Annotated in this window: 24 protein-coding genes and 1 tRNA gene; 6 read left to right on the top strand and 19 right to left on the bottom strand. The window is 70.7% G+C overall.

What is annotated here, in order from left to right; genetic code table 11:
* Window positions 1-2: 2 nt before the first annotated feature.
* The 3 genes from OF850_RS04875 to rlmB all read right to left on the bottom strand — a co-directional run bounded on the left by OF850_RS04875 (window position 3) and on the right by rlmB (window position 2,173).
* Window positions 3-455, bottom strand: a complete 453-nt coding sequence (locus tag OF850_RS04875; RefSeq protein WP_301588748.1) for an SUF system Fe-S cluster assembly regulator — start codon at window positions 453-455, stop codon at window positions 3-5.
* Window positions 456-647: 192 nt separating this feature from the next.
* Window positions 648-1,415 carry a 2-keto-4-pentenoate hydratase gene (locus tag OF850_RS04870; RefSeq protein WP_301588746.1) on the bottom strand — a complete coding sequence of 256 codons (768 nt, stop codon included), beginning with the start codon at window positions 1,413-1,415 and terminating at the stop codon, window positions 648-650.
* A complete protein-coding gene (gene rlmB, locus OF850_RS04865) occupies window positions 1,412-2,173 on the bottom strand; it encodes a 23S rRNA (guanosine(2251)-2'-O)-methyltransferase RlmB (protein ID WP_301588744.1) in 762 nt (253 codons plus the stop codon). The genes OF850_RS04870 and rlmB overlap by 4 nt, the downstream gene beginning before the upstream one ends.
* 67 nt (window positions 2,174-2,240) lie before the next feature.
* Here rlmB and OF850_RS04860 point away from each other — a divergent pair.
* Together OF850_RS04860 and OF850_RS04855 are read left to right on the top strand one after the other, a co-directional pair.
* Window positions 2,241-2,312: transfer RNA gene (locus OF850_RS04860), tRNA-Thr, on the top strand.
* Between the two features lie 106 nt (window positions 2,313-2,418).
* Entirely contained in the window at window positions 2,419-3,009 is a 591-nt protein-coding gene (locus tag OF850_RS04855; protein WP_301588743.1) for an EF-hand domain-containing protein, read from the top strand.
* Here the strand turns inward: OF850_RS04855 and OF850_RS04850 are convergent.
* From OF850_RS04850 to phnG, 8 genes are read right to left on the bottom strand one after another with little or no spacing between them, the layout of a single operon-like run.
* Window positions 2,999-3,664, bottom strand: a complete 666-nt coding sequence (locus OF850_RS04850) for a DUF1045 domain-containing protein (RefSeq protein ID WP_301588742.1) — start codon at window positions 3,662-3,664, stop codon at window positions 2,999-3,001. The genes OF850_RS04855 and OF850_RS04850 overlap by 11 nt on opposite strands.
* Entirely contained in the window at window positions 3,661-4,788 is a 1,128-nt protein-coding gene (locus OF850_RS04845) for an alpha-D-ribose 1-methylphosphonate 5-triphosphate diphosphatase (RefSeq protein ID WP_301588741.1), read from the bottom strand. Before OF850_RS04845 ends, OF850_RS04850 begins: the two co-directional genes overlap by 4 nt.
* Window positions 4,785-5,474 carry a phosphonate C-P lyase system protein PhnL gene (gene phnL / locus OF850_RS04840; RefSeq protein WP_301588740.1) on the bottom strand — a complete coding sequence of 230 codons (690 nt, stop codon included), beginning with the start codon at window positions 5,472-5,474 and terminating at the stop codon, window positions 4,785-4,787. The genes OF850_RS04845 and phnL overlap by 4 nt, the downstream gene beginning before the upstream one ends.
* Window positions 5,471-6,226 (bottom strand): phosphonate C-P lyase system protein PhnK, encoded by a 756-nt coding sequence (phnK, locus tag OF850_RS04835; RefSeq protein ID WP_301588739.1) that lies wholly within the window; start codon window positions 6,224-6,226, stop codon window positions 5,471-5,473. The genes phnL and phnK overlap by 4 nt, the downstream gene beginning before the upstream one ends.
* Window positions 6,223-7,068 carry an alpha-D-ribose 1-methylphosphonate 5-phosphate C-P-lyase PhnJ gene (locus OF850_RS04830; RefSeq protein WP_301588738.1) on the bottom strand — a complete coding sequence of 282 codons (846 nt, stop codon included), beginning with the start codon at window positions 7,066-7,068 and terminating at the stop codon, window positions 6,223-6,225. The genes phnK and OF850_RS04830 overlap by 4 nt, the downstream gene beginning before the upstream one ends.
* Window positions 7,065-8,165 (bottom strand): carbon-phosphorus lyase complex subunit PhnI, encoded by a 1,101-nt coding sequence (locus OF850_RS04825; protein ID WP_301588737.1) that lies wholly within the window; start codon window positions 8,163-8,165, stop codon window positions 7,065-7,067. Before OF850_RS04825 ends, OF850_RS04830 begins: the two co-directional genes overlap by 4 nt.
* Window positions 8,165-8,731, bottom strand: a complete 567-nt coding sequence (gene phnH, locus OF850_RS04820) for a phosphonate C-P lyase system protein PhnH (RefSeq protein WP_301588735.1) — start codon at window positions 8,729-8,731, stop codon at window positions 8,165-8,167. Before phnH ends, OF850_RS04825 begins: the two co-directional genes overlap by 1 nt.
* The gene (phnG, locus tag OF850_RS04815; protein WP_301588734.1) at window positions 8,728-9,150 is read right to left on the bottom strand and encodes a phosphonate C-P lyase system protein PhnG; all 423 of its coding nucleotides are present in this window, start codon (window positions 9,148-9,150) and stop codon (window positions 8,728-8,730) included. The genes phnH and phnG overlap by 4 nt, the downstream gene beginning before the upstream one ends.
* A gap of 81 nt (window positions 9,151-9,231) precedes the next feature.
* Here phnG and phnF point away from each other — a divergent pair, with 81 nt between their 5' ends.
* A complete protein-coding gene (phnF, locus tag OF850_RS04810; RefSeq protein ID WP_301588733.1) occupies window positions 9,232-9,957 on the top strand; it encodes a phosphonate metabolism transcriptional regulator PhnF in 726 nt (241 codons plus the stop codon).
* Window positions 9,957-11,123: an alpha-D-ribose 1-methylphosphonate 5-triphosphate diphosphatase gene (locus OF850_RS04805; protein ID WP_301588731.1), complete on the top strand. Its 1,167-nt coding sequence runs from the start codon at window positions 9,957-9,959 to the stop codon at window positions 11,121-11,123. The genes phnF and OF850_RS04805 overlap by 1 nt, the downstream gene beginning before the upstream one ends.
* Here OF850_RS04805 and OF850_RS04800 read toward each other — a convergent pair.
* A complete protein-coding gene (locus tag OF850_RS04800) occupies window positions 11,076-12,653 on the bottom strand; it encodes a hypothetical protein (RefSeq protein WP_301588730.1) in 1,578 nt (525 codons plus the stop codon). The genes OF850_RS04805 and OF850_RS04800 overlap by 48 nt on opposite strands.
* Window positions 12,654-12,770: 117 nt before the next feature.
* Between OF850_RS04800 and OF850_RS04795 the strand changes: the two genes are divergently transcribed.
* Entirely contained in the window at window positions 12,771-13,766 is a 996-nt protein-coding gene (locus OF850_RS04795) for a glycosyltransferase family 2 protein (RefSeq protein ID WP_301588728.1), read from the top strand.
* Here OF850_RS04795 and OF850_RS04790 read toward each other — a convergent pair.
* From OF850_RS04790 to dctP, 7 genes are all read right to left on the bottom strand, one after another.
* Entirely contained in the window at window positions 13,702-14,217 is a 516-nt protein-coding gene (locus tag OF850_RS04790) for a biotin transporter BioY (protein WP_301588726.1), read from the bottom strand. The genes OF850_RS04795 and OF850_RS04790 overlap by 65 nt on opposite strands.
* A 46-nt stretch (window positions 14,218-14,263) precedes the next feature.
* A complete protein-coding gene (locus OF850_RS04785; RefSeq protein ID WP_301588725.1) occupies window positions 14,264-14,461 on the bottom strand; it encodes a hypothetical protein in 198 nt (65 codons plus the stop codon).
* A gap of 61 nt (window positions 14,462-14,522) precedes the next feature.
* Window positions 14,523-15,770, bottom strand: coding sequence for a serine hydrolase domain-containing protein (locus tag OF850_RS04780; protein ID WP_301588723.1), 1,248 nt, complete (start codon window positions 15,768-15,770; stop codon window positions 14,523-14,525).
* 81 nt (window positions 15,771-15,851) lie between these two features.
* Window positions 15,852-17,087 (bottom strand): ABC transporter substrate-binding protein, encoded by a 1,236-nt coding sequence (locus OF850_RS04775; RefSeq protein WP_301588722.1) that lies wholly within the window; start codon window positions 17,085-17,087, stop codon window positions 15,852-15,854.
* Window positions 17,088-17,148: 61 nt separating this feature from the next.
* Window positions 17,149-18,426 (bottom strand): TRAP transporter large permease, encoded by a 1,278-nt coding sequence (locus tag OF850_RS04770; protein WP_301588720.1) that lies wholly within the window; start codon window positions 18,424-18,426, stop codon window positions 17,149-17,151.
* Entirely contained in the window at window positions 18,423-19,007 is a 585-nt protein-coding gene (locus OF850_RS04765; RefSeq protein WP_301588718.1) for a TRAP transporter small permease, read from the bottom strand. Before OF850_RS04765 ends, OF850_RS04770 begins: the two co-directional genes overlap by 4 nt.
* Before the next feature lie 24 nt (window positions 19,008-19,031).
* Window positions 19,032-20,000: a TRAP transporter substrate-binding protein DctP gene (gene dctP / locus OF850_RS04760; RefSeq protein ID WP_301588716.1), complete on the bottom strand. Its 969-nt coding sequence runs from the start codon at window positions 19,998-20,000 to the stop codon at window positions 19,032-19,034.
* Window positions 20,001-20,146: 146 nt separating this feature from the next.
* Between dctP and OF850_RS04755 the strand changes: the two genes are divergently transcribed.
* The gene (locus OF850_RS04755) at window positions 20,147-21,613 is read left to right on the top strand and encodes an N-acyl-D-amino-acid deacylase family protein (RefSeq protein WP_301588715.1); all 1,467 of its coding nucleotides are present in this window, start codon (window positions 20,147-20,149) and stop codon (window positions 21,611-21,613) included.
* The last annotated feature ends 50 nt before the right edge of the window (window positions 21,614-21,663 follow it).

The following is a 21,663-nucleotide window of genomic DNA, read 5'->3' as shown; positions in this document are numbered from 1 at the left end:
TCCTACTCGGCGGCGAGGCGCAGATCGGCCTCGGGGATGAAAGCGATGGGGGCGGGCATCGCCAGGTCAGCGACGGTGATGCCGGACAGGGCTTGGCGGATGGCGTGGTTCACCGGATCCCAGCGCCCGCGCACCGGGCAGTGTTCCTCGGAGCCGCAGCCGCCCCCGCCGCCCTCGACGCAGGCGGTCAGGGCGATCGGCCCGTCAAAGGCGGTGATCACGTCGGAAAGCGGAATGGCGTCGAGCGGACGGGCCAGCACGTAGCCGCCGCGCGCGCCGCGCACGCCCTCGACCAGCCCGGCCCCGGCCAGGATCTTGAGCACCTTGGCCACGGTCGGCTCGGCCAAGCCAGTGCGGTGGGCCAGTTCGGGCGCGCTTTGGCGCAGGGATGGGGCCGCGCCCATTCGGGCCAGCACCACCACGCCATAATCGGTCAGCCTCGACAGCTTCAGCACCGGACTCTCCTTGCTCCGCTCCAAATAGGACCAGGGGCGTCCTCTTTCCAGTGGGGCTCGGAGTTTGCGACCATTCCGGCGTTGCATGGCCGGCGCACGGGTATGCGTTAAGTGGCACCGGCCTTCGGCCGTCAGCCCGGAGGAGGCTGGCGGCCGTGGCTGGGGATCAGGAAAGCGAGGCGCGAGGACCCGTCAGTTGAAGCGGACCGAAACCTTGCCCAATCCTTCGAACTGCACCACCACCTCGCCTGGGGCGGGCAGCCAAATGGGCGGCGTCACGCTACCCAGCCACACCACCTGGCCGGCGCGCAGCCCGCCGAACTCGCGCGCCGCTGGCGAATCGGCCAGCCAGCGCAGCGCCTCGAGCGGGTGGCCCAGCAGGTCGCGTCCGTGTCCGCCGCCCTTGGACACGCCATCCACGAACAATTCGCCCCGCATGGCGCCGAGGTCGAGGTCGCGCCAGTTTGCGGGCGCGCTGCCCAGCACCCCCCCGGCGTGGAAGACCTGGTCGGCCACCAGCGTCGGCGTCCCTAGCTCCACAAGATCGCCATAGCGACGCTCGACGATTTCGATGGCAGGGAACACCTCCGCCACGGCTTCCAGCGCCTCATCCCGGCTGATCGGGCCGGGCGCCAAGTCGCGGGCAAGGCGCAGCCCGACCTCGCATTCCACCCCGGGGTTCAGGAAATCACCGAAGCGAAGCGCGGCGCCATCCGGGTGCAGGGAAGTGGCGGGGACGAAACCCGCCACTGGACCGGACAGGCCCAGGTACTCCTGCATCTGCTTCGTCGTCGCGCCGATCTTGAAGCCGAAAGGTGGCACGGCGCCCAGCTTCTCCGCGAGGCGGCGCTGCGCGGCATAGCCTTCCTCCAGCGTGCGGGGCGCGGCGGCGCCCAGCGTGGTCAGCACCCGCTTGGCGCGGCGCGCCTCAAGGATCGCGGCGGCAGCATCCATCGTCATTCCCTTCCCAGCTCGTAAAGGGCCACCGCGGCGGCGGCCGAGACGTTCAGGCTTTCCATGGCGGGGCGGATCGGCAGCCGCACCAGCTCGTCGCAGCTTTCGCGCGTCAGGCGGCGCAACCCCTCGCCCTCGGCGCCCAGCACCAGAGCGACGCGGCGGCCGACGAGCCCGGATTGCGCCAGCGTGACCGGCCCAGCCGCCTCCAGCCCCACAACCCATAGCCCAGCCTGCTTCAGCGACTCGATGGCACGGGCAAGGTTCACCTCCCGCAGCACGGGCACCACCTCCAGCGCGCCGCTGGCTGCGCGGGCGAGGGTTCCGGTCTCGGCGGGTGCATGGCGCTCCTGCATGAGGACGGCGGCCGCGCCGAAGGCGGCGGCGGAGCGCAGGATGGCCCCGACATTGCGAGGATCCGTCACCTGGTCGAGCACCAGGACCGGTCCGGTGGTCTGTTCCATCAACTGTGGCAGGGCAGGGGGCGTCAGCGCCTCGACCAGCAGGGCGGCGCCCTGGTGAATGGCCTCGCCGCCCAGCATGCGGTCCAGCCGGTCCCGCTCCACGAATTCCGGCTTGATGCGCCAGGGGCTCTCGGCCCGCTCCGCCAGTTCCGCTTCGGCACCACGGGTGACAAGGAGGCGGCGCAGGCGTCTCGCCGGGTTCCGCAGCGCCGCGGATACGGCGTGCAGGCCCCACAGCCAGACGCCCTCCTCCGGCAGGGCGGCGGATCTGGCGGGAAGGGGAGCGTTGCGGCGGCGCATGGCGGCATCTGGCGGGGATTGCCCCGTGCTGGCAAGCGGGGCCCGGCTGCGATACAGGGAGAGCTGCGCCGGGTTAGCTCAGCGGCAGAGCAACCGCCTTGTAAGCGGTAGGTCGTCGGTTCAATCCCGACACCCGGCATCCCTGTTGCACTTCGTCACCGTGGATGCCACGCGGCGGTTACACGCGGCGCGCATTTTGCGTCTCAAGGGCGGACCATCCCCGCCCGGACAGGAGACACAGCACGATGAAGTCCAAAGCTGCCTTCGCTCTCGGCGCCGCCCTTCTGGTGGGCCTCCCGGCCTTTGCGCAGCAGAATGCCGCTCCGGCTCAGCAGGGCCAGGCGCGGACCGAGGGCCAGCGTAAGGGGCCCCGCGGCATGGAGCGCATGTTCGAGCAGTTCGACACGAACCGCGACGGCCGCGTGACCTTTGACGAGGCCTGGGGCGTGGTGACCCATCGCTTCAACCAGGCCGATGCCGACCGCTCCGGTGGGCTGAGCCAGGAGGAGTTCGCCAATCTCCGCGCTCCGAGCCCCGAGGGTGCCCGCCAGCCGAGCCCCGAGCGCGCCGAACGCATGCAGCGGGGCCGCGCCGCCATGTTCCGCGCCCTCGACGCGAACAGCGATGGCCAGGTGACGCTGGAGGAGATGCGCGTTCCCGCCTCCGCCCGCTTCCGGGCGCTGGACGCGAACGGCGACGGTGCGGTGACGCGCGATGAACTGCCGCGCTGGCGTCACGGCCACCACCACCACCGCGGCGAGCGGGGTGAGCGTGGCCAGCAGGGCGAACGCGCCCCTGCGGCACCGGCCGCGCCCGCCGCCCCGGCTACGCGCTGAGGCTCAGCCTCTCCGCGATAAGGAAGGGCGCGTCCGGCTCGCGCTGCGTGAAGACGCAGACCTGCCGGACGCGCCTCGCCCGGTTCGCCGCGGCGCCCACGCGTGCCTCGGCTTCCGGTCGGATCAGCGCCTCCTCCTCTTTCGAAAGGCGGCGCGTCAGCGTCACGTGGAAGTGGAAATCCTCCAGGACGTAGGGATACCCCCAGTCGCGCAGGTGCCGGTCCTGGCGTTCGGTCAGACCCGATTTGCGGCGGCGTTCCAACTCCTTCTCCGAAGCTGGGCTACGGTGGCGGTCAAGCCGGGTGACGAGCGCATCGGCCAGGGCCTGGAGCGGCGGGCAAGGCTCCGCCTCGCGCAGCGCCAGGAACCCCTTGTGGGTCCGAACCATGAGGGGCGGCAGGTCGAAGGCCGGGATGGATGCGGCGACGCGCCGCGCCTCCCCCAGGAAGTCATCCCAGCCATGAACGGGGATAAAGGGTGGCTTGAGCGTCGCGTGCAGGCCGTAAAGGCGCGGCGCCTCCGTCCATTCCGCGATGCCGGGCAGATCCGGCTGCGCCAGCCGCGCTCCTGTCTCCGCATCGCGACCCAGCCAAGTGGACCCGGCCTGGTGCAGCGGGTCGTCCAATTCCGGCGCCCAGTACAGCGCCACCCTCATGCGACGCGTTCTCCGCGCACCCAGGTTTCGCGGATCACGGGGGTGCCGCGGTGCTCGCGCACGCGCACCAGATCGGCGCGCTGCCCCGCTTCCAACCGGCCCCGATCCTCCAGCTTCGCCATGCGGGCGGGGGCGGAGGTGACGGTCGCGATGGCCGCAGGAAGCCCGATTTCCTTCGCGGCCAGGAAGGCGGCCTCCACCATGGCGGAGGGCACGTAGTCGCTGGCGATGGCCGTCACCGTGCCGGCGCGCAGCAGGTCCATGACCGCAACATTGCCTGAATGGCTACCGCCGCGCACGAGGTTGGGCGCGCCCGCGATCACCCCGACCCCGAGGTCGCGCGCCGCCTCGGCCGCTTCCATGGTCACCGGGAATTCGCTGACCCGGATGCCGTCGCCGGCATTGCGGGTCACCTGCGCCTTGGTCTCGTCGTCGTGGCTCGCCAGGGGCAGGGCACGCGCGGAAAGCCGGTCCAGCGCGAAGCGGCGCTGCGGCTCCAGCGTCTGCTCCCGCTGTGCCAGGAGTTCGGCGATGCGCTGCTCCACCTCGGAGGCCGTCATCTTGGTCTGCCGCACGCGCATGGCGCGGTAGCGGTCAAGGTCGCGATACTGGCCGACCCCCGGCGAGTGATCCATCAGCGAGGCCATCGCCACCAGTGGATGGTCAGCGACGGAATCCAGCAGCCCCGGCATGTCGCGGGCCGGCAATTCGCAGCGCAGATGCAGCAGGTGCTCGACCCGCAGCGCGCCGCTGCCTGCCAGGGCCGTCGCTTCCTCCACCCCCTCGCGGAAGGTCTGGTCGCGGCCCTGGTCGAAGCCCAGGTCGCCGAGGCAGAGCGCGTCCAGCACGGTGGTGACGCCGGCCGCGGCGCATTGCGCGTCATGCGCCAGGAAGGCGGAGCGGGCAGGCCAGCGCGCATTGGCGCGCGGCTGCACCTGCCTTTCCAGATTGTCGGTGTGCAGGTCCACCATGCCGGGCATGAGGAAGTCGCCCTCCAGGTCCACGGCGGAGGGGTGGGCGGAGCGGCCCGGCTGGACGTCCACGATCCGTCCGCTCTCGGCCACGAGCGTGCCCTGGATCACCGCGTCCGGCAGGACGAGGCGCACATTGGTGAAGATGGTCATGCCGCCTCGGTGGCAGGGGTGGGGCCGATGGGCAAGACCCGGTGCAGCCGGTCGGCCACCCGATCCCGCACCTCCTCGTCGTGGAAGATGCCGATGATGCCGGCGCCGCGTGCCTTGGCCTCCAGGATCAGCCCCACCACCACCTCGCGGTTCGCGGCGTCCAGGCTGGCGGTCGGCTCGTCCAGCAGCAGGATTGGATAGGCGGGGCCGAAGCCGCGCGCCAGGTTCACGCGCTGCTGCTCCCCCCCCGAAAAGGTGGCCGGGGGAAGTCCGTGCAGCCGGTCGGGCAGGTTGAGCCGCCGCAGCAGGGCTCGCGCTGCCTCGCGCTCCACCCCCGCCTCCACCACGAGATCCAGGGCCGGGACGCGCGGGATGACGCGAAGGAACTGCGAGACGTAGCCCAGCGTCTCCGCCCGGATCTCGCGCACGAGGCGCGGCTCTGCGGCGGCGAAATCCACCATCGCGCCGCGGTGGCGCAGGAGGACATGCCCCGCATCCACGCCGTAATTGCCCTGGAGGCAGCGCAGCAGCGTGGACTTGCCCGCGCCGGAGGGGCCGGATAGCGCGACGCACTCGCCCGCTTGGAGTTCCAGCGCCTCGCCCTCCAGCACAGGCAGGGAGACGCCGTCTTGAAGGTGCAGGGTGAAGCCCTTGCGCAGCCCTTCGGCCTTGAGGAGAAGCGTCATGCCGCCAGCACCGAGGAAACGAGGAGCTGGGTGTAGGGGTGGCGCGGGTCGTCCAGCACGCGGTCCGCCAGGCCTTCCTCCACCACCTGGCCGCGCCGCATCACCAGGATGCGGTGCGCGAGAAGCCGCGCGGCGGCGATGTCGTGCGTCACCAGGAACACGGCCAGCCCCATCTCCTTCGCCAGCTTGCGGATCAGGTCGAGGAGGCGCGCCTGCACCGAGACATCGAGCCCCCCGGTTGGCTCGTCCATGAAGACGAGACGCGGCTCGGTCACGAGGCAGCGGGCGATCTGGAGGCGCTGCTGCATCCCGCCGGAGAAGTTGCGCGGCGGTTCGTCCATGCGGGAGGGGTCGAGTTCCACCCGCTCCATCCAGTGCGCGGCGACCTCGCGGATGCTGTCGTAGCGCCGCTCGCCCGCCGCCATCAGGCGCTCGCCGACATTGCCGCCGGCCGAAACGCCGAGGCGCAGGCCGTCGCGGGCGTTCTGGTGGACATAGCCCCACTCGGTCCGCATTAGGCGGCGCCGCCCGGCCTCGGACAGGGCGAGCACGTCCTGCCCGGCATAATGAACCGTGCCGGCATCGGCCGTGATCTGCCCGGACAAGGCGCGCAGCAGGGTGGACTTGCCGGAGCCGCTTTCGCCCACCACCGCCACCACCTCGCCGGGCCAGATGGCGACGGACACGCCATCCAGCGCCGGCGCGGCGCCGAAGCGAAGGCGCAGCCCATCGGCTTCCAGCAAGGCGCTCATCGCTGGTTCTCCCGGCAATGGTCCGTGTCGGAGCAGACGAAGACCCGCCCGCCGCGATCATCGGATACGATCTCGTCCTTGTAGCTGTCGCGGCTGCCGCAGAAGGCGCAGGGCGCGGCGGCCAGCATCGGCCGGAAGGGGTGGTCGTCGAAATCGAGCGAACTCACCTCCGTCCAGGGCGGGACGGCGTAGATCTTCTTCTCCCGCCCCGCACCGAAGAGCAGGATCGCGGCGCTGCGGTGAAGCTTCGGATTGTCGTAGCCGGGGATGGGCGAGGGCGACATCAGGTAGCGCCCGTTCACCATCACCGGATGATTGTAGGAGGAACCCGTCTCCCCCTGCCGCGCGATGTCCTCGTAGAGGCGAAGCTGCGCGAGGGAATAGTCGCCCAGCGCGTGGAGGCGCCGCGTTTCGGCGAGGCGCGGCTCCAGCCGGAACAGCGGCTCGGGCATCGGCACCTGGAAGACGAGGACCTGTCCTTCGGTGAGGGGGCGCTCCGGAATGCGGTGGCGCGTCTGGATCACCGTCGCCTCCGCCGTGCGCGTCGTCACCTTCACCCCCGCGACGCGCTGGAAGAAACGGCGGATGGAGACAGCGTTGGTGGTGTCGTCCGCGCCCTGGTCGATCACCTTCAGACGGTCGCGCGGACCAAGGACCGATGCCGTCACCTGGATGCCGCCCGTGCCCCAGCCATAGGGCAGCGGCATCTCGCGCGCGCCGAAGGGGATCTGGTGGCCGGGAATGGCGAGGCCCTTGAGGATGGCGCGGCGGATCATCCGCTTCGTCGCCTCGTCCAGATAGGCGAAGTTGTAGCCGCCTGCTTCCTGCACCGCCGCGCTCATTCGGCCGCTTCCTTTCGCGCCGCGATGCGCTCGGCTTCCCAGCGGCGGCGGATGGAACGGAGCTTTTCCAGTTCGCTCTGGAAATCCACGTGGTGCGGCAGCTTCAGGTGCTCGACGAAGCCCGTCGCCTCCACGTTGTCGGAATGGAGCAGGACGAATTCCTCGTCCTGGGCGGGGGCGGTGGCCTCCTCGCCCAGCTCCCGCGCCATGAGCGCCCGGTCCACCAGCGCCATCGCCATCGCCTTGCGCTCGTTCTGGCCGGGAATGAGCCCGTAACCGCGGGTGAATTGCGGCGGCTCCTCGCGCGATCCGGCGAACTGCGTCGCCATCTGACATTCGGTCACCGTCACCTCACCGATGGAGATGGCGAAGCCCAGTTCCGGCGGCTCGACCAAAACCTCCACCTCGCCGACGCGCAGTTCGGCGACGAAGGGATGGGCATTGCCGTAGCCGCGCTGGGTGGAATAGCCGAGGCCGAGCAGGAAGCCCTCGTCGCCACGCGCCAGCGCCTGCAGGCGCAGCGGGCGCGATGCGGGGAAGGAGGGCGGCTCGCGCGTCAGGTCGGGCGGCGCTCCGCCCTCCTCCGGCACCTCCTCGCGCATCAGCCCCTCGCCGGCGAGGAAGCCGGTGACCTGCGGCATCGGGCCGGTCCCTTCCGCGTCCTCCTCGGGCGCGGGAAGCGCGGCGCCCTCCGCGGCCAGCGCGAAATCCAGCAGGCGGTGCGTGTAGTCGAAGGTCGGCCCCAGGACCTGTCCGCCCGGCAGGTCCTTGTAGGTGGCGCTGATGCGCCGGCGCGCCTGCATCGCCCCGGTATCGAGCGGTTCGGCCGCCATGAAGCGCGGCAGCGTGTTGCGGTAGGCGCGCAGCAGGAAGGCGGCTTCCACCGCGTCGCCACGCGACTGCTTCAGCGCCAACGCCGCGAGGTCGCGGTCGAGGCAGCTTCCTTCCGCCATCACGCGATCCACGGCCAGTGCCATCTGCTCGCGCAGCTGCGCGGCCGTGATCTCTGGCAGGGCAGTGTCGCCACGCCGCTCATGTGCCAGCCAGCGATGCGCCGCCTCGATCGCCGCGTCGCCGCCTTTCACCGCGACATACATCAGCCATGCTCCTCGATGCGGACGGTGCGCGGCAGGGCGGCGAACCGCGTGCCGGCGCACAGGAACAGGTCCACTCCACGCGGGAAGGCCGCGCGCCGCGCGTCCCAGGAGGTGGCAAAGCCCTCGGGCAGCCCGTCCACGCGTAGGCGATGCTCCGTCTCGATGCCGGGCCCCAACAGACGCCAGCCCTCCCCAGGGACCAGGTGCCGAAGCTGGAGGATCACCGTCGTGCCGTCCTGCGGCGCCTCGTCCGTGCCTTCGCGGAACAGGGAAAGCGGGGGAAGGGCACCCGTGACGACCGCGAAGGCGGCGTCGCCAGGGGGGACGAGCGGGGCGCCACAATGAAAGGCGATCCAGCCGCGCGTCTCCTCACCCGCATCGGTCCAGAACGGCGTGTCGGCGTCGACCAGCGTCAGCAGCAGCGCGGCAGCGGCCGGATCCAGCGCATTGGGAATGCCCTCGGGCGGGACGATCTCCTGCACGCGGCCGGGACGGGCCATGGCCTCCATCGCGGCGCGGAAGCAGGCTTGCGCATCCAGCACGGGGTCGTGAAAACCGGGCTTCATCGCATCGTCCCGAGGGTGGAAAATCGCACGGCGGTTGCTGCGGCACGGCGGGATTTCTGCTCCCGTGCCGCGCGCTGCGCCTCGGCCAGCGGGGCCACGACGCGCGCATGCCACGCCTCGCCTTCGGCCCCTTGCAGCAGGGCATCCATCACCGCTGCCACCTCGGCGGCATGGCGGTCCCGGCCGAGGCGCCAGCCATGGCCCAGCGTTCCGTCAGGAAGGGCGACGGTGCACCGCGTCGCGGTGGCCTCGCCGAGATTGAACACGGCGCCAGCGCCGCCAGCCCGGCCGCGGAGCATGGTCAGGCCGGTCTCCGGCCCTCGCAGCCTGCGGTAGGGGGGGAGCGGGCCTGCGAGGCTTCCGATCTCTTCTGCCGAGGCACGAGCCAGGACCGAGATCCATTCGGGTCGGGTTGCCATTGGTCTAGACAGCTACACAGGAGCTTCTGTAGGGTCAACGCAGTTCTCGCCGGGGGGGCGCCCAAATTGGTTGAAGATTCCGTGACGCTTGACCGCGCGGCGGGCGTGGCGCTCTGGCGCCAGATTGCCGGGCGGATCGAAGCTGACATCACTTCGGGCATCCACGCCCCAGGGGACCGCCTGCCCACCGAGGCCGAGCTGTCGGCGCGGTTCGGGGTCAACCGCCACACGCTGCGGCGCGCGATGGAGTCATTGGAGGCGCGCGGCCTCGTGCGGGTTGAGCAGGGGCGCGGCTCCTTCGTGGCGGAGGACGTGCTCGACTACCCGCTCGGCACGCGCACCCGCTTCAGCGAGATCATCCGCTCCCAGAACCGCGAGCCGGCCGGGCAGCTCGTCCGCCTCGCGGAGATCGAGCCGGAGCCGCGCATCCGCGAGATGCTGGATCTGCGGAAAGGCGCACGGGTCGTGATGGCCGAACGCATCGCGATGGCGGATGGCCGCCCCGTGGCCCTGGGCGCGCACCATTTCCCGCTCGCCCGGTTTCCTCGCATCGCGGCGCAGCTGCGCGAGAACCCATCCATCACCGCCGCGCTGGCGGCGTCCGGCGTGCCGGATTACCGCCGCCGCGTCACCCGCATCACGGCCAGGATGCCGACAGCGGAGGAGGCTATGCTGCTGGTCCAGTCCCGCGCCCGGCCCGTGCTGGTGAGCGAGGCGCTGAATGTCGATCCCGATGGGCGGCCAGTGGATGCGACGATCACGCGATACGCGGCGGGGCGCACGCAACTCGTCGTCGGAGACGCCTGATGGCGAATTGGACCATTCGCGGCGGCGCGGTGCTTCGCGGCGGACGGCTGTCCGTGAGCGAGGTCGGCGTATCCGATGGGCGGATCGTACCCGGGGCGGGGGGGAGCGGCTTCGACGCGCGCGGCCTGCTGGTCCTGCCGGGCATCGTGGACATCCACGGCGACGCGCATGAACGATGCCTCCAGCCGCGGCCCGGGGTGGATTTCCCGGCCGCCTTCGCCTTGCGCGATGCAGCCTCGCAGATCCTCGCCGCCGGGATCACGACCGCCTTTCTCGGCGTGACTCTATCCTGGGAGCCGGGGCTGCGCTCACTGCCCGTGTTCTGCGACCTGCTGGCGGCGCTGCGCGACCCGCCGCTTGGCCCCGATCTGCACATCCACCTCCGCTTCGAGGCCGACAACCTCGACGCCGAACCTTACGCGCTGGCCGCGATCGAGGAAGGTGCCGTCGCCCTGCTCGGCTTCAACGACCATACGCCCGGCATCCTTCGGCAGCTGGACGACCCAAAGCAGTTGGGCAAGTACGCGGGCCGTGCCGGGGTGACGGAGGAGGCGTTCCGCCGCCTCGCGCTGGGCGCCGCCGCGCGCCGTCCCGAGGTGCCGGCCTCGCGCGCCCGCATGGCGGAAGCCGCGCGCCGGGCGGGCATCCCCATGCTCTCCCATGATGACGCCACGACGGAGGATCGACGGCAGTTCCGCGGCCTCGGCGCCACCATCTGCGAGTTCCCGATGGCGGAAGCCGTGGCGGAGGAGGCGCGGCGAGCGGGGGAGGCGGTGGTCATGGGCGCGCCCAACGTGGTGCGCGGCGGCAGCCACCTCGGCTGGGCCAGCGCGGCGCCGCTCGCGGAGCGCGGCCTCGTTTCCGTGCTGGCCAGCGACTATCACTGGCTTGCACTGGCCGAGGCGCCGTTCCGCCTGGCCGCGCGCGGCGTGCTCGACCTCGCCGCCGCATGGGCGCTGGTCTCGGAGAACCCGGCGCGCGCCCTCGGCCTTGCCGACCGAGGCCGCATCGCCGAGGGGCTGCGCGGCGACCTCGCCCTGCTGCGGCCGGAGGGCGGGGTGGAGGCGGTGTTCGTCGCGGGTGCCTTGGCCTGGGTCGCGCCCTCAGCGGCGTGGCGCCTAGCCGGCGCGGCGCAACGGGCAGAAGAGGTGACCGCCGCGCTCTAGGCTCGTCCGGACCAGGGTGCAGGGGCCCGCTTCCTGCAGCCCATGCGCGCGCAACACGGCCACGCGCGCCGCCTCAGGCGTGCCCGGCCCCGCGACACCCCAGATCGGGCCATCATGGGCCGCGATCGCGGCGCGGATGCGGCGGTTCAAGCCGTGGTCGTGGTCGGGGTTGTTGAAGTTGGTGTGTAGTCCGAACACCCGCACGTCGGCAGGCAGGAAGGGCACGAGATAGGCGTGCGGCTCCCAGTCGAGCGTCACCACCAGCGCACCGGGCTTCACTGGGATGGGATCGGACTGGAAGAGACGTGCCTCGTGCCGCCCATGGCCCCAGTTGGGATGCACGGTCGTTCCGAGCAGCACGCCCACCACGAGGCCGAGCACCGCCAGCGCCGGTACCGGACGACGCCCGAAGGCGAGGCCGAGCGCGACGATCACCAGCATCACCGACAGCGCTTCCAGCAGCACGAGGTAGCGATAGATGCCGAACATCCGTGCCCAGGCGAGGTACGAGATCGCGGTCACGCCCATCAGCAGCAGCACCGCCCGCCGCCCACCCGGAGGCCGCCGCCAGAGCAGCAGCGGCACGGCGAGCAGGAAGGCGATGTAGCCGGTGGCGACGCGCGCATCGCGCATCCGAATCTCGGTCACCAGGTTCGTGGTCGGCCTCAGCCACCAGAAGGGGTATAACAGGGCCTGGAGGCGCGAGCGCGGCAGGAAGCGTTCATCCGCGAGGGCTTGCAGCAGGAAGTCCGGCGAGCGGAAGACGTGGTTGTAGAGGGGGAAAAGCGGGTTCCCCGTCTCGCGCCACAGGGTGAGGGCGTGCGGGGCCCAGAAAAGGAGGAAGCCCGCGCCCATCGCCGCGCCTGCCGCCAGCGCCGCGCGCAGCCCGAGCAGGAGGAGGATCATCACCCCGATCGGCGCGGCGAAGATGACAGTGGTCAGCTTGAGTCCCGCCGCCAGCCCCGCTGCCGCCCCCGCGACCGCAAGACGCCTAAGGCGTGGCGGTTCCCCCGCGTCACGCCGCTCGGCCTCCCGCAGCACGAGCAGATAGGATAGGGCGAGCGGCACGGCAGCTGCGACATCGTTGGCGCTGAGACCGACACCCGGAAGGACGGCCGCGCCCGTCAGCCCCGCAAGGACAGCGAGCGCGGTGGCGGTCAGCCCCGCCTCACCGCGTCCGAAGAGCGGCGAGGCATGCGCCCAGGCGATGCGCGCAACCAGAAAACCGAAGGCCCCGGCTGGCAGGCCCATCACGAAGGCATAAAGGCGCGGCCAGTCCTGGAGGCCCATCCAGAGCGCATAGACGGGCAGGCTGAGGAACGGGTTGAAGTAGCTTTGCAGCTGTGCCGGTGCGCCGTCCTCGAACAGCCGGCCGTTCAGCCAAGCGAAGGGCGCGTAGAGGTGATAATTCTGCAAGTCCCAGTTTCGATCCGTCCCCAGTGCGACGGACAAGCCGCCGCCGGCCAGGAGGCAGAGGAGGAACAGGAGCGGCCAGACTCGGTCGGCGCGCCGCAGGAGAGAGGCGGACATGGGCGCCCCATAAGCCGGAATCCGGGCGCCGCGTAGGGGGCGCACCGGGGCTTGCGGCCCCTGGGCCGCTCGCCTAGAGCGATCGGGCTCGCGGCGGAAGCCGCGTGAGGATCCTCCATGCCGCCCGCCACTCCCCGCATCGCCGTGCTCGTTCCCTGCCACAACGAGGCGCTGACCGTGGCCGAAGTCGTACGCGGCTTCCGGGCCGCGCTGCCCGGCGCCGTGATCTACGTCTACGACAACAACTCGACCGACGGCACTGCCGAGGTGGCCCGAGCGGCCAGGGCGGAGGTGCGCTTCGAAAGCCGCCCCGGAAAGGGCAGCGTGGTCCGCCGCATGTTCGCGGACATCGAGGCGGACTGGTACGTCATGGTGGATGGCGACGCGACCTACGACGCATCCGCCGCGCCACTTCTGATCGCCGCTGCGGCCGAAGGCCGGTTCGACATGGTGAACGCGGCACGGGAGGAGACGGGGCATGGCGGGGCCTATCGGCCCGGCCACCGTTTCGGCAACCGGGTGCTCACCGGGCTGGTCGGCCGCGTCTTCGGCACCCAGACGCGCGACATGCTGTCCGGCTACAAGGTGTTCTCGCGCCGCTTCGTGAAGAGCTTCCCTGCAATGAGTGCCGGTTTCGAGATCGAAACGGAGCTGATGATCCACGCGCTGGAGCTCCGCCTGCCGGTTGGAGAAATCGCCGCGCCCTATGGCGAACGGCCCGAAGGTTCGACCAGCAAGCTGTCCACTTGGCGCGACGGCTTCGTGATCCTGCGCCTGATCGGCGTGCTGGTGCAGCGGGAGCGGCCCTTCGAGTTCTTCTCCATCCTCGCCGGGCTGCTGGCGGTGGTGGCACTTGGTCTCGGCCTGCCGGTGGTGTTCGAGTTCATTGAGACGGGGCTGGTGCCCCGCCTGCCGACGGCGGTGCTGGCCTCGGCACTCATTCTTTCCGCGTTGCTGTCCTTCGCGGTTGGGCTGATCCTGCAGGCCATCACCCACAGCCGGCGCGAGATGAAGCGGCTTGCCTACCTCGCGCTCGGCTCGGGGGCACTCAGCGCCGCAGCGCCTTCAGCGAAGCCAGAGCCAACGCCGTCTTCAGCGCCGTCCCGGGGATGAACAGGACGAAGCCGGCCCAGAGTGCCTTCTCCATCCCAACATAGGCCGCGAGCCACAGAACGCCCGGCACGAAAAGCACGAGATGCGCGGCGAGAAGCGCCGCGCCCTGGCGCCACCACGTGCCGCGCGCAGCGTACCCGGCCAGCCAAGCCGCAGGCAGGAAGCCGAGCAGGTAGCCCGCTGTCGGCCCGGCCAGCACGGCAGGGCCGCCCATGCCACTCGCGAAGACCGGCAGTCCCATCGCGCCTTCGATCAGGTAGAGCGCGACGGCGGACGCAGCGAGGCGGCCGCCGCCCAGGGCGCCAAGCAGCAGCACCGCAAGGCTTTGCATGGTCGCCGGCACCGGCCAGAGCGGCAGGGCCACCTGTGCCGAAGCGGCAAGCACAAGGGAGCCGAGGAATGCGAGCGCCGCGAAGCGGGATGCGGCGCGCAGGGAAAGATCTTGGGTCATGGGCGCCGCCTCGCACGCTGCGTGCGGCGCCGCAAGCCCGGCGCCGTCAGGTCACCGCGTCTTCGGCGGGCTCCGAATGGAGGGGATCGGACGCGCTGTGATCGCCCCGTCCCATCCCGCGACGCAGCGCGCAGGCCCCCGCCATGGCTGCCGCGCCAAGGCCAAGCCCAAGCGCGAAGGCCCATTTCGCGACCAGGGCCAAGGTCATCATCCCCAGCGGGGCACCGAACGGGCGCAGGATCATGGCTTCCTCCTCATCTCGACACGGAAGATGGCCCTGCGCCCGGCCCGGTCAACGCCCCGTCTCAGCCCTCGTCCACCAGCGAGCCGTAGACGAGGTTCTTGAACAGCATCCGCGTGCGGACGCGGTTGGACGGTCCCTGCGCCATGAACACGCCGACAAGGTTCTGCGCGCGGTCGATGGTGAAGGACGTCCCCCAGGCGCCGGCCCACATCGCATCGCCGGGGCTACCCGGCGCGACGCCCATGCCGTCCGCGAGGCGCACGCCGAAGCCCAGCCCGAAGCCGTAGCCCGGGCCGGTGCTGGCCGCCGGCGTCCCGCCCATGCCGACCATGTGGTTGCTCATCATGTACCGGATGGTGGTGGGGGAAAGGTAGCGCCTTCCCTCGAAGCTGCCGCCATCCACCAGAATCTGGCAGAAGCGGTGGTAATCGGCGCTGGTCCCCACCATTCCGGCGCCGCCCTTGAGGTAGGAATTGGCCGACTGATCCTGGCGGATGCGGTAGGAGGCCCACATACCGGCCTTCAACGGATCGGAATCCGGTGCCTCGGCGAGACGCGGCGCGCGGGCATCATCCACCCACCAGACCGTGTCCTTCATGCCGAGCGGGCCGGTGATGCGGCTTTCCAGCAGACGGTCCAGACGCTCCCCGGCCACGCGCTCCAGCAGCAGGCCCAGCACGTCGGTGCTGATGGAATAGAAGAATCGCTCGCCGGGCTGGAAGGCGAGGGGGATGGTGCCCAGACGGCGCAGCATCTCATCGCCGGCCAGGGGTTCGTTCCGCGCCTCGATGTTGTGCTGGCGATACAGGTCGCGGATGCGCTCCGGCGCCGCATCGCCATAAACGAAGCCGGAGGAATGGCGCAGCAGGTCCTGCACCGTGATGGGGCGGGCCAGGGGCTGGTCCCCCTGCGGCGTGTGGACGACGAGGTTCCGAAGCTCCGGCATCCACTCCACGATCGGGTCGCGCAGGGACAGCCGCCCCTCCTCGACCAGCATCATCGCCGCGACGCTGGTGAGCGGCTTGGTCATGGAGGCCAGCAGAAAAATGCTGTCCTGCGCCATGGGCTTCTGGCGCGCCATGTCCTGGTGGCCATAGGCCTGGTGGTGAACCACCTCACCGTTCCGCGCGATCAGCGCCACGGCGCCTAGAAAGGAGCCGCGCTCGATCTCACGAGCCATGGCCGGGGCGAAGCGGTCGAGGCGTGAGGGCGAAAAGCCCTGACGCAGCGTCTCGTTCTGCGCGCGGGCGAGGGATGGGGCGGCGAGAAGCCCGCCCGCAATGACGGGAAGGTTGCGTCGTGCGATCAAGAACTTTTCCTCCTGGGCGTGCCTCTGCCGGGCCGCCGGCGCAAAAGTTGCGCCAGCATCGGCCCGGCGTAAAGCGTCGCCTCAGCCCCGGACCAGGGGGCAGCCGCCTTCGGAAAGTGGACGCCAGGCTTCCTCCGTCGGGACCGTGGCGCGCAGCTTAAAGTAGTCCCAGGTGCCGCGGCTCTCGGCGGGGGCCTTCACCTCGAAGAGATAGGCGGGGTGCATCTTTCGCCCGTCCTCGCGGATGCGGCCAGGGCCGAAGGCGTCGTCATCCGTCGGCATGCGCTTCATCATCTGCAGCACCTCTCCGCCGCTGGCCTTGGCGCGGGCGGCGCCCATCTCGGCCACGGCCTTCAGGTAGTGGATGGCGCAGGAATAGGTGCCCGCGTGTTCCTGGTTCGGCATGTTGGTGGGCGTGCGGCGCAGGATGCGCCGCGCGAGGCCGCGCGTGCGGTCGTTGAGATCGTGGTAGAACACCTCGCTCATGATCAGGCCCTGCGCGTCCTCCAGCCCGATGGCGTGGACGTCGGTGATGAACATGACCATTCCCGCCAGCTGCTGGCCGCGCCGCGTGATGCCGAACTCGCGTGCCTGCTTGATCGCGTTCACCGTGTCCTGCGCCGCCGTGGCGAGGCCCACGACCTTGGCCCGCGATGCCTGGGCCTGGAGCAGGAAGGAGGAGAAATCCGTGGTGCCGGGGAAGGGGAAGCGTGCCGAGCCCAGCATGCGCCCGCCCGCGCGCTGCACGAAGCCGGCCGTGTCCCGCTCCAGCTGGTGGCCGAACGCATAGTCGGCGGTCAGGAAGAACCAGGTGTCGCCGCCTGAGCGCACCGTGGCGCCGCCGACCACGTTCGCGAACATCCAGGTGTCATAGGTCCACTGGACTGTGTGCGAGGAGCATTGCGGCCCGGTGAGGGCGGATGAGGCGGCGCCCGAGGCCAGTTGCACCTTGTCGCGCTCCCGCACCAGATTGGCGACGGCGAGGGCGATGGCGCTGTTGTTCACCTCGCAGATCATGTCCACGCCCTGGGTGTCGATCCAGCGCCGCGCGAGGGCGAGGGCCGCGTCCGGGCGGTTCAGGTGGTCGCCCTGAACGACCTCCACGCTGATGCCGCGCTGCGAGAGGCCGAGATCCTCCACCGCCTGCTGCACGGCGGCAACGGAGGTGGGGCCGGAGGTGTCGCGGTAGGGGCCGCTGAAATCGGCCAGCACGCCGATGCGGATCGTGTCGTCGCGTGTCTGGCTGCGCCCCGGCAGCGGAGACAGGGCAACCGCGCTTCCCGCGCCCAGGGCGGCGCGGCGGCTGATCGTCGTCATGGACAACCTCCCAATTGTTCGGCGGAGGTTGCCGCGAGGTCAGGCCCCCTGCAAGCGCCTTTCAGCGGAAGACGAGGCTGGGAAGCAGGAGCGAAATGGCCGGGACATAGGTGATGGCGAGGAGGCAGGCGAGGATGACGCCGATGAAGACCGGCAGGTAGCGCATCAACTGCTCGATCGAGGTGCCGGCCACCTGCGCGGCGGCGAAGAGGTTCACGCCGAAAGGCGGGGTGATCATGCCCAGCGCCAGGTTCACCACCATCACCGTGCCGAAATGCACCCCATCGATGCCGAAGCGGCCCGCCGCCTCCTGCAGGATGGGAGCGAGGACGATGATCGAGGCGCTCGTCTCCACGAACATGCCGACCAGGAAGAGGAACAGGTTCACGCCGAGCAGGAACCAGCCGGGCCCGTCGAAGGTCTCGACCAGCCAGGCGGCGGCCGCGTCGGGCACGCCCTGCCGGTTCAGCAGCCAGGAGAAGAGCCCAGCGCAGGCGATGATGAACAGGATGACGGTGGAGGACACGACCGAGCGACGGATGATCGGATACAGATCGCGCCAGGACAGCTCCCGGTGCAGCACCATGCCGACCAGCAGCGCATAGGCCACGGCAATGACGCTGGCCTCGGTCGGCGTGGTGATGCCGCCATAGATCCCGCCCAGCACGACCACGGGCATCAGCAGCGCCCAGCCCGCCTGCCGTGCCGCCTGCAGGACGGGAAGCCGCCCGTCGCCATCCTGCTTGCCCCAGCCCTTGATGCGACACCAGATCAGCACGGCCGCGATGAGGCCGCCGCCGATCAGCACGCCCGGACCGAAGCCGGCGATGAAGAGTTCGGGGATGCTGACCTGGGTGGTGACGCCGTAGAGGATCATCGGGATGGAGGGCGGGATGATGACGCCAAGCTCCGCCGCCGTAGCCTGGAGCGCTGCGGCGAAGCCGACGGGATAGCCGTGCCGCACCAGCGCCGGGATCATGATCGCCCCGATGGCGAAGGTGGTGGCGACGCTGCTGCCACTGATCGCGGCGAAGATCATGCAGGTGAGGATGCAGGTGCAGGGCAGCCCGCCCTGGATGCCGCCCACCAGGCTCTTCGCGAAATCCACGAGGCGGCGCGAGATGCCGCCCACATCCATCAGGTTGCCGGCCAGGATGAAGAAGGGGATGGCGGCGAGCGGAAAGCGATCCAGCGAGACGAAAAGCTGCTGCGCCGCGACGATCAGGGGAAAAGAGGTGAAGCCTGCGATGCCCCAGATGGCAGCGATGCCGATCGCCACCGCCACGGGCACCGCTGCGGCGAAGAGCACCAGCATGACCGCGAGCATGGCGCCGGTCATGCCACCTCCTTCGGAACGGCCTCATGCCGGTCCAGGAATTGCGCGAGCGCGCCGATCACGGCGAAGGCAGCGCCCACGGGAAGGGCGGCGTAGCCCCAACTCATGGACACCTCCAGCCCTGCCATCTCCTGGAACTGCACGCGCCCGGCCATGGACCAGCCGAACCAGAACAGAACGCCGAGAAAGGACAGGCAGCAGGCCAGGGCCGCCGCCTCCAGCCCTCGGCGAACCGCGCCGGTGCTGAAGCGATGCGCCGCGTCGATGGCCACCAGCGCCCCGGCCCTGAGCGCCACGGCGAGGCCGAGATAGGTCATCCAGATCAGCGCCGTCCGCACCAGCGCCTCCGACCAGATCGAAGGCGTCTCGGTCGCGAAGCGGGCGATGACCTGCCAGAGCCCGGCCCCGAAGGCGACGGCCAGGGCGATGCAGGCGAGGATGGCGGCGAGCCCGGTGGTGGCGCGGTCCAGCAGCAGCACCATGCGGCGCAGCGCGGGCACCCGCGCCCCCAGCAGCAGTGCCGCCGTGGCGAGGAGGCTGATCGCCCCCACCGCCATCAGCGGCCCGGGATTCAACGGGTTCATCGCCTCTCCTGGCCTAGGCGAAGCTCACTGCGCCGGCCGCCAGTCGCGGATGCGCTGGAGCAGGGCGCGGTCGAGCTGCTGCTCGATCTGCCCGGCCGAGGAGGACAGGGCTTGCTGGAAGGCCGCGTTGTCCACCTGCGTCACCACCGTCATGCCGCGGCGCCGCAGCTCCTCCACGCCTGAGGCCTCGTCGGCCGAGACACGGTCGCGGTTCGCGCGGGCCGCGGCGCGCGCCGCCTCGTTGAAGGCGTTGCGGTCGGCGGCCGACATGCGGGCCAGGAAGGCCGGATTGCAGATCAGCACGGCCGGCGAATAGACGTGGCCCGTCAGCGTCAGGAAGCGCTGCACTTGGTTCAGGTTGTTGGCCACGATCACCGGGATCGGGTTCTCCTGCCCGTCCACCGTGCCCTGCTGCAGCGCCGGCACCAGCTCGGAGAAGGCCATCGGCGTCGGCAAGGCGCCCAGCGCTGTGAAGGCGCGCATGTGGACCTGGTTCTCCATGGTGCGGACCTTGAGCCCGCGCATGTCGGCGGGCGCGTTCACCTCGCGCCGCGAGTTGGTCAGGTGCCGGAAGCCGTTCTCCAGCCAAGCCACGCCGACAAGTCCGCGCGGCTGGAAGCGGGTGAGGAGCTGCTGGCCGATCTCGCTGTCCAACACGCCGCGGGCGTGCGGGTAGTCCCGGAACAAGAAGGGCACGTCGAGGGTCCGCACCTCCGGCACGAAGTTGCCGACCGGGCCGGTGGAGCCGAGATAGCATTCCGCCGTGCCGATCTGCACGCTCTCGATCACCTCGCGCTCGTTGTCGTTGCGCTGGATGTTGACGCGGTAGCGGCCACTGGTCGCGCGCTCGAAGGCTTCCTTCAGCGCGGTGGCACCGGCGCCGTAATGGCTGTTGAGCGGCAGCGGGTGCTGGATGGTCAGCTGGGTCTGCGCAAGGGCCGGGCCCGCCAGCATCGTGGCGAGGCCGGCAGCGGCGAGGGTGCGGCGGAACATGGTCTGGAACCTCCCGAGGCGGGGCGCCCCTCGGGCGCCGATTGCCCTGAGCGTTACCGCTTCCGCCCCCGCCCGTCCATCCGGCGCGCCCTGGCGCGGGGCGCCCCCCTGCGGCATGGTGAGGCGGACGACGGAGACCCCTGCCCATGGCCCTGCGCTGCGACCTCGTGATCCGGGATGCGACCGTGTTGGACGGAACCGGCGCCCCGCGCTTCCGCGCCGACGTGGCGGTGGAGGGGGACCGGATCGTGAGCCTCGGCGACCTCGGCTCGGCCAGCGGGCAGGAGGAGGTGGACGCGGGGGGTCTCGCCCTCGCGCCCGGCTTCATCGATGCCCACACTCATGACGACCGGCTGCTGCTGTGCGGCCCCGAATGCGTCCACTGCAAGACCAGCCAGGGCGTGACGACGGTGGTGGTGGGCAATTGCGGCGTGTCCCTGGCGCCGCTGCGCATGGAAAAGCGCCCGCCGCCGCCGCTGGACCTGCTGGGCGACGAAAGCTGGTTCACCCTAGGCGGCTTCGGCGAGTACGCCGAAGCACTGGCGAAGCGCCCCACCGCCGTCAATTCCTTCGCCTTCTGCGGTCACCAATCCCTGCGCGTCGAGGCAATGGAGGGCGACGTCTACCGCCCCGCCACGGATCGCGAGATCGCCCGCATGCAGGACCGGCTGCGCGAGTCCCTGCGCGAGGGGGCAGGCGGGTTCTCCACCGGCCTCTACTACGCGCCCAACATGCACGCGCCGACGGAGGAGGTCATCGCCGTCGCCAGCGTGGTGGCGGAGGAAGGCGGCCTCTACGCCACCCATATGCGCGACGAGGCGGATGGCGTGATGGACTCCATCCGCGAGACGCTGCGGACGACGCGCGAGGCCGGCAACATCGAGACGATTATCTCACACCACAAATGCTCGATGCCGGAGAATTTCGGCCGCTCCCGCGACACGCTGGCCCTGATCGACGCGCTCGGCCAGGACCAGCCCGTCGCCTTCGACGTGTATCCCTATCCGGCCGGCTCCACCGTGCTGATGCCGGAGCGGCTGCGGCAGGACGTGCCGGTGCAAGTGACCTGGTCCGTCCCGCACCCCGAGCAGGCGGGGCGCAACCTGGACGACATCGCCCGCGACTGGGGCATGACGCGGCGAGCGACGGCGGCAAAGCTGTTGCCCGCCGGGGCCATCTACTTCCAGATGGACGAGGCCGACGTGCGCCGCATCATGGCGCATCCGCGCGCCATGATCGGCTCGGACGGGATCCCGCACGATGCGAAGCCGCATCCGCGGCTCTGGGGTACCTTCCCGCGCGTCCTCGGCCACTATGTGCGCGAGGTCGGGCTGTTCACGCTGGAAGCGGCGGTTCACAAGATGACGGGGCGCACCGCCCAGGTCTTCGGCTTGCCGGACCGCGGCACGATCCGCCCTGGCGGCTTCGCCGACCTCGTTCTGTTTGACCCGGCCACGGTGCGCGACCACGCGACCTACGAGAACCCGGACGCCATCTCCGAGGGCATCCGACGCGTGTGGTGCAACGGCGTGGAGACGTTCCGCGAAGGGCAGGCGCCGACAGGCGCCGGGCCGGGACGGTTCCTGGGCAATCCGCGCCTCCGGTCCCACTGACCGGAGCGGCTTGTCCGGCCGTTCCCCCCGGCGCATCCTCCCCCGCCCCC

Origin of the sequence: Sabulicella glaciei, assembly GCF_026183895.1 — a bacterium.
Classification (GTDB): domain Bacteria; phylum Pseudomonadota; class Alphaproteobacteria; order Acetobacterales; family Acetobacteraceae; genus Roseococcus; species Roseococcus glaciei.
Note: the sequence above shows the minus strand (reverse complement) of the source record. Positions and strands in the feature narration are given on the sequence as shown.